At 60.2% G+C, this 13,040-nt stretch carries 10 protein-coding genes; 8 read left to right on the top strand and 2 right to left on the bottom strand.

What is annotated here, in order from left to right; all coding sequences use genetic code 11:
* The first annotated feature begins 107 nt into the window (after positions 1–107).
* From lepA to pdxJ, 6 genes are all read left to right on the top strand, one after another.
* On the top strand, positions 108–1,907 hold the full coding sequence (gene lepA, locus ACA058_RS25245; protein WP_497636392.1) for a translation elongation factor 4: 1,800 nt from the start codon (positions 108–110) through the stop codon (positions 1,905–1,907).
* A 5-nt stretch (positions 1,908–1,912) separates the two neighbouring features.
* The gene (gene lepB / locus ACA058_RS25240; protein WP_497636391.1) at positions 1,913–2,767 is read left to right on the top strand and encodes a signal peptidase I; all 855 of its coding nucleotides are present in this window, start codon (positions 1,913–1,915) and stop codon (positions 2,765–2,767) included.
* A 184-nt stretch (positions 2,768–2,951) separates the two neighbouring features.
* Positions 2,952–3,641 carry a ribonuclease III gene (rnc, locus tag ACA058_RS25235; RefSeq protein WP_497636390.1) on the top strand — a complete coding sequence of 230 codons (690 nt, stop codon included), beginning with the start codon at positions 2,952–2,954 and terminating at the stop codon, positions 3,639–3,641.
* The gene (gene era / locus ACA058_RS25230) at positions 3,634–4,536 is read left to right on the top strand and encodes a GTPase Era (RefSeq protein WP_093214366.1); all 903 of its coding nucleotides are present in this window, start codon (positions 3,634–3,636) and stop codon (positions 4,534–4,536) included. The genes rnc and era overlap by 8 nt, the downstream gene beginning before the upstream one ends.
* Before the next feature lie 146 nt (positions 4,537–4,682).
* Positions 4,683–5,366: a DNA repair protein RecO gene (recO, locus tag ACA058_RS25225; RefSeq protein WP_497636389.1), complete on the top strand. Its 684-nt coding sequence runs from the start codon at positions 4,683–4,685 to the stop codon at positions 5,364–5,366.
* Between the two features lie 49 nt (positions 5,367–5,415).
* The gene (pdxJ, locus tag ACA058_RS25220) at positions 5,416–6,159 is read left to right on the top strand and encodes a pyridoxine 5'-phosphate synthase (protein WP_497636388.1); all 744 of its coding nucleotides are present in this window, start codon (positions 5,416–5,418) and stop codon (positions 6,157–6,159) included.
* Between the two features lie 138 nt (positions 6,160–6,297).
* Here pdxJ and mltF read toward each other — a convergent pair whose 3' ends face one another.
* Positions 6,298–7,758, bottom strand: a complete 1,461-nt coding sequence (mltF, locus tag ACA058_RS25215; protein ID WP_497636387.1) for a membrane-bound lytic murein transglycosylase MltF — start codon at positions 7,756–7,758, stop codon at positions 6,298–6,300.
* Positions 7,759–8,044: 286 nt separating this feature from the next.
* Between mltF and purL the strand changes: the two genes are divergently transcribed.
* Together purL and ACA058_RS25205 are read left to right on the top strand one after the other, a co-directional pair.
* Positions 8,045–11,941, top strand: a complete 3,897-nt coding sequence (gene purL, locus ACA058_RS25210) for a phosphoribosylformylglycinamidine synthase (protein WP_497636386.1) — start codon at positions 8,045–8,047, stop codon at positions 11,939–11,941.
* A gap of 5 nt (positions 11,942–11,946) precedes the next feature.
* Complete coding sequence (locus ACA058_RS25205) at positions 11,947–12,258, top strand: NGG1p interacting factor NIF3 (protein ID WP_497636385.1); 312 nt, start codon at positions 11,947–11,949, stop codon at positions 12,256–12,258.
* A 116-nt stretch (positions 12,259–12,374) separates the two neighbouring features.
* Here the strand turns inward: ACA058_RS25205 and ACA058_RS25200 are convergent, their stop codons facing one another.
* A complete protein-coding gene (locus ACA058_RS25200; protein ID WP_497636383.1) occupies positions 12,375–12,971 on the bottom strand; it encodes a superoxide dismutase in 597 nt (198 codons plus the stop codon).
* Positions 12,972–13,040 lie beyond the last annotated feature (69 nt).

Raw genomic sequence — 13,040 nt, 5'->3', positions numbered from 1 at the left:
TGTACGGGCCGTCTGGCCTGCAAACGTGACGCTTGCGCCGTGGATCAGGTACAATTCCCGGCTATTTTTCGGCGGGCTATGCCTGCAGCCTTTTTGAGTGTTGATCCGTGAGTGATTTGAGTCATATCCGCAATTTCTCCATCATCGCCCACATTGACCATGGCAAGTCGACGCTGGCCGATCGCTTCATCCAGATGTGCGGCGGCCTGGCCGAGCGTGAAATGGAAGCCCAGGTACTGGATTCCATGGATCTTGAGCGTGAGCGCGGGATCACCATCAAGGCGCACAGCGTCACGCTGTATTACAAGGCTCGCGATGGTATCAACTACCAACTGAACTTCATCGATACCCCCGGTCACGTTGACTTCACCTATGAGGTGAGCCGTTCGCTGGCGGCCTGTGAAGGCGCGCTGCTGGTGGTCGATGCCGGTCAAGGTGTTGAAGCGCAGTCGGTTGCCAACTGCTACACGGCGATCGAACAGGGCCTGGAAGTGATGCCGGTGCTGAACAAGATCGACCTGCCACAGGCCGATCCGGACCGCGTCAAAGAAGAAATCGAAAAAATCATCGGCATCGATGCCACCGACGCGGTCACTTGCTCTGCCAAGACCGGTCTGGGCGTCGATGAAGTGCTTGAACGCCTGGTCGCCACCATTCCTGCGCCGACCGGCAACATCGAAGATCCGCTGCAGGCGTTGATCATCGACTCCTGGTTCGACAACTACCTGGGCGTCGTGTCCCTGGTGCGCGTGCGCCACGGTCGCGTGAAGAAGGGCGACAAGATCCTGGTCAAGTCCACCGGCAAGATCCACCTGGTGGACAGCGTTGGTGTGTTCAACCCGAAACACAGCGCTACCGTCGACCTGAAAGCCGGTGAAGTAGGCTTCATCATCGCCGGTATCAAGGACATTCACGGTGCGCCAGTGGGTGACACCCTGACCTTGAGCTCGACGCCGGACGTCGATGTACTGCCAGGTTTCAAGCGCATTCAGCCGCAGGTATACGCCGGCCTGTTCCCGGTCAGCTCCGACGACTTCGAAGATTTCCGTGAAGCCCTGCAAAAGCTCACCCTGAACGATTCGTCGCTGCAGTACACCCCGGAAAGCTCCGACGCCCTGGGCTTCGGTTTCCGTTGCGGGTTCCTCGGCATGCTGCACATGGAAATCATCCAGGAGCGCCTGGAGCGCGAGTATGACCTGGACCTGATCACCACGGCGCCGACGGTAATCTTCGAGCTGCTGCTCAAGACCGGCGAGACGATCTACGTCGATAACCCGTCGAAGTTGCCTGACCTGTCTGCCATCGAAGACATGCGCGAGCCGATCGTGCGCGCCAACATTCTTGTGCCGCAAGAGCACCTGGGTAACGTCATTACGCTGTGCATCGAAAAACGTGGTGTGCAGGTCGACATGCTGTTCCTTGGCTCTCAGGTACAAGTGACTTACGACTTGCCGATGAACGAAGTGGTCCTGGACTTCTTCGATCGCCTGAAATCCACCAGTCGCGGCTATGCTTCGCTGGATTACCATTTCGATCGTTACCAATCGGCTAGTCTGGTGAAACTGGACGTGCTGATCAACGGCGACAAGGTCGACGCGCTGGCGTTGATCGTGCACCGTGACAATGCGCACTACAAAGGTCGCCAGTTGACCGAGAAGATGAAAGAACTGATTCCGCGGCAGATGTTCGACGTGGCAATCCAGGCCGCCATTGGCGGGCAGATTGTGGCGCGTACAACCGTCAAGGCGCTCAGAAAGAACGTATTGGCCAAATGCTACGGCGGTGACGTCAGCCGTAAGAAAAAGCTGCTGGAAAAGCAAAAGGCCGGTAAAAAACGCATGAAGCAGGTCGGCAACGTGGAAATCCCACAGGAAGCCTTCCTTGCCGTGCTCAGGTTGGATAGTTAGGTCCTATGTCACTAAATTTCCCGCTGTTGCTGGTCATCGCCGTGTTCGTCTGCGGCCTGTTGGCGTTGCTTGATCTGTTGATCCTGGCACCGCGTCGGCGTGCCGCCATCGCCTCCTATCAGGGCAGCGTCAGCCAGCCTGACGGGGTGGTGGTCGAGAAGCTGAACAAAGAACCGCTGCTGGTCGAATACGGCAAGTCGTTCTTCCCGGTGTTGTTCATCGTGCTGGTGCTGCGTTCGTTCCTGGTGGAACCGTTCCAGATCCCGTCCGGCTCGATGAAACCGACCCTGGACGTCGGCGACTTCATTCTGGTGAGCAAGTTTTCCTACGGGATCCGCTTGCCGGTGATCGACAAGAAAGTCATCGAAGTCGGTGAGCCACAGCGTGGCGATGTGATGGTGTTCCGCTATCCGAGCGATCCGAACGTCAACTACATCAAGCGTGTAGTGGGGCTGCCGGGCGATACGGTGCGGTACACCGCTGACAAGCGTCTGTTCGTCAACGGTGAATCGATTGCCGAAAAGCTGGTCGGCTCCGAGCCGGGCACGCTGGGCAGCGCCGAGCTCTACAAGGAAAAACTCGGTGTCGCCGAGCACCTGATCCGCAAGGAAATGAGCCGCTACCGCGCAACGCCGGACCGTACCTGGACCGTGCCAGCCGGGCACTACTTCATGATGGGCGACAACCGCGACAACTCCAACGACAGTCGCTACTGGGATGATCCAGCCATTCCCAAGGATCTGCTGGGCATGGTTCCCGACAAGAATATCGTCGGCAAGGCCTTCGCGGTCTGGATGAGCTGGCCGGAACCCAAACTCAGCCACCTGCCGAATTTCTCGCGGGTTGGCCTGATCCAGTAATCAAACACGGCGCTGTTGAACACAGCGCCGAATGCATTTCTGGAGTCGGCACAATCGGCGTCAGATGCATGAAAACAACGATATTCAGGACGTTATTTTTGAACACAGCGTTAATTGTCCCAAGCCTGCGCCGACTCCCGGCGATGGCGGTGGAATCCAACCACGAACTCAGCGTGGGTAAACCGTGAGCGTCTCCTTAAGCCGTCTCGAGCGTCAGCTCGGCTACACCTTCAAGGATCAGGAACTGATGGTCCTGGCCCTGACTCACCGCAGTTTTGCCGGGCGTAACAACGAGCGCCTGGAATTCCTCGGTGATGCCATCCTCAACTTCGTTGCCGGCGAGGCGTTGTTCGATCGCTTCCCGCTGGCCCGCGAAGGCCAGCTGTCGCGTTTGCGCGCACGCTTGGTCAAAGGTGAGACCCTGGCCGTACTGGCCCGTGGTTTCGATCTGGGCGAATACCTGCGCCTGGGCTCCGGTGAATTGAAAAGCGGCGGTTTCCGTCGCGAGTCGATACTGGCCGATGCCCTGGAAGCGCTGATTGGTGCGATCTACCTGGACGCCGGCATGGAAACGGCACGCGAGCGCGTGCTGGCCTGGCTGGCCGGAGAGTTCGAAGGCCTGACGCTGGTCGACACCAACAAAGATCCAAAAACCCGCCTGCAGGAATTTCTGCAGTCCCGTGGTTGCGAGCTGCCGCGTTACGAAGTGGTGGATATCCAGGGTGAACCGCATTGCCGGACGTTCTTCGTCGAATGTGAAATCACCCTTTTGAATGAAAAAAGCCGAGGTCAGGGTGTGAGCCGTCGTATTGCCGAACAGGTAGCGGCCGCCGCAGCACTGATTGCCCTGGGTGTGGAGAATGGCAATGACTGATACAAACGCAACGCGCTGTGGCTATGTTGCCATCGTCGGCCGTCCGAACGTGGGCAAGTCCACGCTGCTCAACCACATCCTCGGCCAGAAGCTGGCGATCACCTCGCGCAAGCCGCAAACCACCCGTCACAACATGCTCGGCATCAAGACCGAGGGTGATGTGCAGGCGATCTACGTCGATACGCCCGGTATGCACAAGGGTGGCGAAAAGGCCTTGAACCGCTACATGAACAAGACCGCTTCGGCGGCGTTGAAAGACGTCGACGTGGTGATCTTCGTGGTGGATCGCACCAAGTGGACCGACGAAGACCAGATGGTCCTCGAGCGCGTCCAGTACGTGACCGGTCCGCTGATCGTGGCACTGAACAAGACCGATCGCATCGAAGACAAGGCCGAGTTGATGCCGCACCTGAGCTGGTTGCAGGAGCAGCTGCCGAACGCACAGATCATCCCGATTTCCGCGCAGCACGGGCACAACCTCGACGCGCTGGAGCGCGTGATCGCCGAGCACTTGCCGGAAAACGATCACTTCTTCCCGGAAGACCAGATCACCGACCGCAGCAGCCGTTTCCTTGCCGCCGAGCTGGTACGCGAAAAAATCATGCGCCAGATGGGCGCCGAGCTGCCGTACCAGATCACCGTTGAAATCGAAGAGTTCAAGCAGCAGGGCAAGACCCTGCACATCCATGCCCTGATCCTCGTCGAGCGTGATGGCCAGAAGAAAATCATCATTGGCGACAAGGGCGAGCGCATCAAGCGCATCGGCACCGAAGCGCGCAAGGACATGGAGTTGTTGTTCGACTCCAAGATCATGCTCAACCTGTGGGTCAAGGTGAAAGGCGGCTGGTCCGACGACGAACGCGCCCTGCGTTCGCTGGGCTACGGCGACCTGTAATACACCGCAGGACCCCCTGTAGGAGCGAGCATGCTCGCGATGGACTTGAAAACGCCGCGTTCATTCAGAAAGCACGCGTTATCGTTATCCACCATCGCGAGCATTCGAGCGTCGACCGGCTGCTCCTACAGGTCATTGAGAGCTTCATGTCCCAACCCATCGCCCAACCCGCCTACGTCCTCCATTCCCGCGCCTACCGCGAAAGCAGCGCCCTGGTGGACTTCCTCACGCCGCAAGGTCGGCTGCGGGCGGTGTTGCGCAGCGCGCGGGGCAAGGCCGGGACGCTGGCGCGGCCGTTCGTGCCACTGGAAGTCGAGTTTCGCGGGCGTGGCGAGCTGAAGAATGTCGGACGCATGGAGAGTGCTGGCATCGCCACCTGGCTCAGCGGTGAGGCACTGTTCAGCGGTCTTTATCTCAATGAGCTGTTGATTCGCCTGCTACCCGCGGAAGACCCTTTCCCTTCGGTTTTCGATCACTATGCCGCGACCTTGCTCGCCCTGGCCGAAGGTCGGGCGCTGGAGCCGTTGCTGCGTTCGTTCGAATGGCGCTTGCTGGATGATCTGGGCTACGGCTTTTCATTGATTGCCGATATCCACGACAAACCCATTGCACCCGACGGTCTCTACCGTTTGCAGGTGGATGCGGGGCTGGAGCGGGTCTACCTGCTGCAGCCCGGGTTGTTCAATGGCGCCGAACTGCTGGCCATGGCTGAAGCTGACTGGAGCGCACCGGGTGCATTGTCTGCGGCCAAGCGTTTGATGCGTCAGGCACTGGCCGTTCACTTGGGCGGTCGTCCCCTGGTCAGTCGCGAGCTGTTTCGCAAGCCGTAGTCTCCCCGTATGCTGTGCACCGAACTTTTTCTTATTCTGGAGCGCTTCCGTGACCACCAGCACCCGCATTCTCCTTGGCGTGAACATCGACCACGTTGCCACCCTGCGTCAGGCCCGGGGCACTCGCTACCCGGATCCGGTCAAGGCGGCACTGGATGCGGAAGAGGCGGGCGCTGATGGCATTACCGTGCACCTGCGAGAAGACCGCCGACACATCCAGGAGCGCGACGTGCTGCTGCTCAAGGACGTCCTGCAAACCCGCATGAACTTCGAAATGGGCGTCACCGAAGAAATGATGCAGTTCGCCGAGCGCATCCGCCCGGCGCACATCTGCCTGGTGCCGGAAACCCGTCAGGAGCTGACGACCGAAGGTGGACTGGACGTGGCAGGGCAGGAGGCGCGGATCAAGGCCGCGGTGGAGCGCCTGTCGAAGATCGGCTCTGAAGTATCGTTGTTCATCGATGCCGACGAACGGCAGATCGAAGCGAGCCGTCGCGTCGGTGCGCCAGCCATCGAATTGCACACGGGCCGTTATGCCGATGCCGAAACGCCGACCGAAGTGGCTGAAGAGCTCAAGCGCGTCGCCGACGGCGTAGCCTTTGGCCTGGCCCAGGGGCTAATCGTCAATGCCGGCCACGGTCTGCATTATCACAACGTCGAGGCCGTGGCCGCGATCAAGGGCATCAACGAATTGAACATCGGTCATGCACTGGTGGCCCATGCGCTGTTCGTTGGCTTCAAGTCGGCTGTTGCGGAAATGAAGGCGCTGATTCTGGCGGCTGCCAAGGCCTAAAAACCGACACAAAACACTGTGGGAGCGAGCTTGCTCGCGATAGCGGCCTGACAGTCACCATTTATGTGTCTGGAGGGGCCTCATCGTCGGAACGCCGCCCGGAGCAAGCTCGCTCCCACAATTGTTTGATGTCTGGGGTTAGAGTGGTGCAGGTTCCTGGGATGGCTTGGTCTTGTCGATCCCCGGCACATGCAATTTGCCCTCGGCCACCTGTTCACCCTCAAGCTGCGGCTGCGTAACCCAGGTCAGAATGTCGTAATAGCGACGGATGTTCGCCACAAAATGCACCGGCTCGCCGCCACGGGCGTAGCCGTAACGGGTTTTGCTGTACCACTTCTTCTCCGACAGGCGCGGCAGGATTTTTTTCACGTCCAGCCATTTGTCCGGATTCAACCCTTCCTTGGCCGCCAGCTTGCGGGCGTCGTCAAGGTGACCGCTGCCGACGTTGTAGGCGGCCAGGGCAAACCAGGTGCGATCCGGCTCCTTGATCGACTCGTCCAGCTGGTCCTTCATGTAGGCCAGGTACTTGGCGCCGCCCATGATGCTCTGCTTGGGATCGAGGCGGTTGGACACGCCCATGGCTCGCGCGGTGTTCTGGGTCAGCATCATCAGGCCGCGCACGCCGGTCTTGGACGTCACTGCGGGCTGCCATAACGATTCCTGATAACCGACTGCCGCCAGCAGGCGCCAGTCGACTTTCTCTTTCTTGGCGTACGCCTTGAAGTGCTGCTCGTACTTGGGCAGACGTTGCTGCAGGTGCTGGGCGAACGTGGTGGCGCCCATGTAGCCGAGTACGTCGACGTGCCCATAGTAGCGGTCCTTCAAGCGTTGCAGGGTGCCGTTTTTCTTGACCTTGTCGAGGTACTCGTTGATCTCGTTGAGCAGGCTGTTGTCGTCACCGGCCGCCACCGCCCAGCTCTGATTGCTGGCGTCACCCAGGTCGAAGGCGACCCGGATGTTGGTGAAGTACACCTGGTTCATCGCGACTTCATTGGAGTCGACCAGTGTCAGATCGATCTGACTTTCGTCGACCATGCGCAGGAGATCCACGACCTCGACCGCGTCGGATTCTTCGTATTCGATGCCAGGAAATTTCTGTTTCAGCTGTGCGAGCTGCTCGGCATGGGTGCTGCCCTTGAGCACCATGATCTTCTTGCCGACCAGATCCTTCGCGTCGGTAGGGCGCGACCGACCGTTGCGGTAGATGATCTGCGGAGTGACTTCCAGGTAGGGGTGGGAAAACCGCACCTGCTTTTTGCGTGCTTCGCTGCTGACCAGGCCGGCGGCCGCCAGCACCGGGCCATTGGGCTTGCCCACCTGATTGAACAGGTCGTCGAGGTTGTCGGCCGTCTCGATCTTGAGCTCGACCCCCAGATCGTCGGCGAAGCGCTTCACCAGCTCGTATTCGAAGCCGGTTTCACCGTTGCGATCCTGAAAGTAGGTGGCGGGGCTGTTACGGGTGACCACCCGCAGCACACCATCCTCCTTTACGCGCTCCAGTGTGTTGGGTTTATCAACACAGCCACTGAGCATCAGGAAGAGTCCGGTTGCGATCAGCCATTTGGCGTACCGCGGACGCAAAGCCGTTGGGGAAAACATTTGCGCAGTATACGCAAAGGACCACGAGCGCCATATATCGACAGCAAAGGGCTAGTCTGCTAAAGCTCGAAAAACCCGTGTAGACCCCGCAGGAATGGGCTCTTGCGACATTTTGTGTCAGTGAAAATATCCCGTGGCGATCAGTCCGATCTGCACCTGTGACCGTGCCGGATAGCCGGGCCGACGCCCGGGTGCAACCGCGCGTAGCGTTTCGGGTGCTGTCACGGGCTGTTTAGGCTAGAATGCACGGCCTCAAAGCACACCCCTTCCCGAGGCTGTCCCGAAGATGTTGATCCTGCGCGGCGCTCCTGCCCTTTCTGCCTTTCGCCACAGCAAACTTCTTGAGCAACTGAGCCAGAAGGTTCCGGCTGTCAGTGGCTTGTATGCTGAATTCGCTCACTTCGCCGAAGTTACCGACGTCCTGACCGGCGACGAACAGCAGGTGCTCGCGCGCCTTCTGAAGTACGGTCCAAGCGTTCCGGTTCAGGAACCGGCCGGTCGTCTATTCCTGGTGTTGCCGCGTTTCGGCACCATCTCGCCTTGGTCGAGCAAGGCCAGCGACATCGCTCGCAACTGCGGCCTGAGCAAGATCCAGCGCCTGGAGCGCGGCATTGCCTTCTACGTCGCCGGCCAGTTCAGCGATGCTGACGCCCAGCTGATCGCCGATGCATTGCACGACCGCATGACCCAGATCGTCCTGGGCAACCTGGAACAGGCCGCCGGCCTGTTCAGCCACGCCGAACCCAAGCCGTTGACCGCAATCGACGTGTTGGGTGGCGGCCGCGCCGCGCTGGAAAAAGCCAACACCGAGCTGGGCCTGGCGCTGGCCGAAGACGAGATCGACTACCTGGTCAACGCCTTCGTCGGCCTTTCGCGCAACCCGCACGACATCGAACTGATGATGTTCGCCCAGGCGAACTCCGAGCACTGCCGCCACAAGATCTTCAACGCCAGTTGGGATATCGACGGCGAGAGCCAGGAAAAAAGCCTGTTCGGCATGATCAAGAACACCTACGTGATGCACAGCGAAGGTGTCCTGTCGGCTTACAAGGACAACGCTTCGGTGATCGTCGGCTCCGTCGCCGGGCGTTTCTTCCCGGACCCTGAAACCCGCCAGTACGGTGCGGTGCAGGAGCCGGTGCACATCCTGATGAAAGTCGAGACCCACAACCACCCGACCGCGATTGCCCCGTTCCCGGGCGCATCCACCGGTTCCGGTGGCGAGATCCGCGACGAAGGTGCGACCGGTCGCGGCGCCAAGCCAAAGGCTGGCCTGACCGGTTTCACCGTATCCAACCTGCAGATCCCGGGCTTCGAACAGCCGTGGGAAGTGCCGTACGGCAAGCCTGAGCGCATCGTTACCGCGCTGGACATCATGATCGAGGGCCCGCTGGGCGGCGCTGCGTTCAACAACGAATTCGGTCGTCCGGCGCTGACCGGCTACTTCCGGACCTTCGAACAGTCGATCAGTACCCCGCACGGTGATGAAGTGCGCGGTTACCACAAGCCGATCATGTTGGCTGGCGGCATGGGCAATATCCGTGAAGAACACGTCAAGAAAGGCGAGATCGTCGTTGGCTCCAAGCTGATCGTGCTCGGCGGCCCGGCGATGCTGATTGGCCTGGGCGGCGGCGCGGCTTCCTCCATGGCCACCGGCACCAGCTCGGCGGACCTGGATTTTGCTTCGGTTCAGCGGGAAAACCCTGAGATGGAGCGTCGCTGCCAAGAGGTCATCGACCGTTGCTGGCAACTGGGCGACAAGAACCCGATCAGCTTCATCCACGACGTGGGCGCGGGCGGTCTGTCCAACGCCTTCCCGGAACTGGTCAACGACGGTGAGCGTGGTGGCCGCTTCGAACTGCGCAACATTCCAAACGACGAGCCGGGCATGGCCCCGCACGAAATCTGGAGTAACGAATCCCAGGAACGTTACGTTCTGGCCGTCGGTCCTGCGGATTTCGAGCGCTTCAAGGCGATCTGCGAACGTGAGCGTTGCCCGTTTGCGGTAGTCGGCGAAGCCACTGCCGAGCCGCAGCTGACCGTCACCGACAGCCACTTTGGCAACAGCCCGGTAGACATGCCGCTCGAAGTGCTGCTGGGCAAAGCCCCGCGCATGCACCGTTCGGTGGTGCGTGAAAACGAACTGGGCGACGATTTCGATCCGTCGACCCTGAACATCGCCGACTGTGTCGAACGTGTTCTGCATCATCCGGCCGTTGCGAGCAAAAGCTTCCTGATCACCATCGGCGACCGCACCATCACCGGCCTCGTGGCCCGTGACCAGATGGTCGGCCCATGGCAGGTTCCGGTGGCCGACGTGGCCGTCACCGCCACCAGCTTCGACGTCTACACCGGTGAAGCCATGGCCATGGGCGAGCGTACTCCGCTGGCACTGCTGGACGCTCCAGCGTCGGGCCGCATGGCCATCGGCGAAACCCTGACCAACATCGCGGCTTCGCGCATCGGCAAGATCTCTGACATCAAACTGTCGGCAAACTGGATGTCCGCCGCCGGTCACCCGGGTGAAGACGCGCGTCTGTACGACACCGTGAAAGCGGTCGGCATGGAACTGTGCCCTGACTTGGGTATCACCATTCCGGTGGGCAAGGACTCGATGTCCATGGCCACGCGCTGGAACGATGATGGCGTGGACAAGGCCGTGACCTCGCCAATGTCGCTGATCGTGACCGGTTTCGCGCCAGTGACTGACATCCGTCAGACCCTGACCCCGCAACTGCGCATGGACAAGGGCACCACCGACCTGATCCTGATCGACCTGGGCCGTGGCCAGAACCGCATGGGCGCCTCGATCCTGGCCCAGGTTCATGGCAAGCTCGGCTCGCAAGCTCCGGACGTCGATGACGCCGAAGACCTCAAAGCCTTCTTCGCAGTGATCCAGGGCCTCAACGCCGACGGTCACCTGCTCGCCTACCACGACCGTTCCGATGGTGGTCTGCTGACCAGCGTCGTGGAAATGGCCTTCGCCGGCCATTGCGGCCTGAGCCTGAACCTCGACGGCCTGGCGGAAACTTCCGCTGACATCGCCGCCATCCTGTTCAACGAAGAACTGGGTGCCGTGATCCAGGTTCGCCAGGACGCTACCCCGGACATCCTCGCGCAGTTCAGCGCTGCCGGTTTGGGCGATTGCGTGTCGGTGGTCGGTCAGCCGATCAACAACGGCGAGATCAGCATCACCTTCAATGGCGACACCGTGTTCGAAGGCCAGCGTCGTCTGCTGCAACGCCAGTGGGCCGAGACCAGCTACCAGATCCAGCGTCTGCGTGACAACGCCGATTGTGCCGATCAGGAATTCGACGTGCTGCTGGAAGAAGACAACCCGGGTCTGAGCGTCAAGCTCAGCTACGACGTCAACCAGGACATCGCCGCGCCTTACATCAAGAAAGGCATTCGTCCCCAGGTTGCCGTGCTGCGTGAGCAGGGCGTCAACGGTCAGGTGGAAATGGCGGCAGCGTTCGACCGCGCCGGCTTCAACGCGATCGACGTGCACATGAGCGACATTCTGGCCGGCCGTGTCGACCTGAACGAGTTCAAGGGTCTGGTCGCTTGCGGTGGCTTCTCCTACGGTGACGTACTGGGCGCCGGTGAAGGCTGGGCCAAGTCGGCGCTGTTCAACAGCCGTGCCCGCGATGCGTTCCAAGGCTTCTTCGAACGTAACGACAGCTTCACCCTCGGCGTGTGCAACGGTTGCCAGATGATGTCCAACCTGCACGAGCTGATCCCGGGCAGCGAGTTCTGGCCGCACTTCGTGCGTAACCGTTCCGAGCAGTTCGAAGCCCGTGTGGCGATGGTACAGATCCAGGAGTCGAACTCGATCTTCCTGCAAGGCATGGCCGGTTCGCGCATGCCGATCGCCATCGCTCACGGTGAAGGCCATGCCGAATTCGCCAGCGAAGAAGCGTTGCTGGAAGCCGATCTGTCCGGTTGCGTGGCGATGCGTTTCGTCGACAACCACGGCAAGGTCACCGAAAGCTACCCGGCCAATCCGAACGGCTCGCCGCGCGGGATCACCGGTTTGACCAGCCGCGACGGTCGCGTGACCATCATGATGCCGCACCCGGAGCGTGTGTTCCGCGCCGTGCAGAACTCGTGGCGTTCGGAAGACTGGAACGAAGACGCACCTTGGATGCGTATGTTCCGTAATGCTCGCGTGTGGGTTAACTAAGCGTCGTGTACAAGCTCAGCTTTTTTGTTCCCGACAGTCATGTCGACGTGGTCAAGAGTGCCGTATTCGCCGCCGGTGGCGGGCGGATCGGTGCTTACGACCACTGTGCATGGCAAGTGCTGGGGCTGGGCCAGTTTCGTCCACTGGACGGCAGTCAGCCGTTCATTGGTGAGGCGGGGCAGGTCGAGCAGGTCGAGGAATGGAAGGTTGAGCTGGTGGTGGCCGATGAGTTGATTGGCTCGGTGGTGGCGGCCCTGAAACAGAGTCACCCCTATGAGACGCCGGCTTATGAAGTGTGGCGGTTGGAGGATTTCTGATCCTTTGATCGCCGCCATAAAAAACCCGCTGATTCGTCAGCGGGTTTTTTATTGCCTTCATTTTCTGCACCCACAAAAAACCCGGCATGAAAGCCGGGTTTTTTAGGGCGTCGGACTTAAGCGGTGAAGGTTTTGCCTTCGAACTGCTCAGCCACGAATTTCCAGTTGACCAGGTTCCAGAACGCTTCGACGTACTTCGGACGCAGGTTGCGGTAGTCGATGTAGTAAGCGTGTTCCCAAACGTCGCAGGTCAGCAGCGGGGTGTCGCCGTTGGTCAGCGGGTTGCCGGCACCGATGGTGCTGGCCAGGCCCAGGGAACCGTCAGCCTTTTTCACCAGCCAGCCCCAACCGGAACCGAAAGTGCCGATGGAAGTCTTGCTGAACTCTTCCTTGAACTTGTCGAACGAACCGAAGGCTGCGTTGATGGCGTCGCCAAGCGCGCCGGTTGGTTGACCGCCAGCGTCCGGCGCCAGGCAGTTCCAGTAGAAAGTGTGGTTCCACACTTGAGCGGCGTTGTTGAAGATGCCGCCCGAGGAAGTCTTGACGATTTCTTCCAGGGTCTTGCCTTCGAACTCGGTGCCTGGCACCAGGTTGTTCAGGTTCACGACATAGGTGTTGTGGTGCTTGTCGTGGTGAAATTCCAGGGTTTCCTTGGAAATGTGCGGCTGCAGGGCATCGTGTGGGTACGGCAGCGGCGGCAATTCGAAAGCCATGATGATTCTCCTAATCAGGTCGGTTGCGGTGAGCGCAAGGCCGATCACGGGCGGCCAAACAAGCGCCGG

The organism is Pseudomonas sp. LBUM1649 (genome assembly GCF_059716155.1).
Note: the sequence above shows the minus strand (reverse complement) of the source record. Positions and strands in the feature narration are given on the sequence as shown.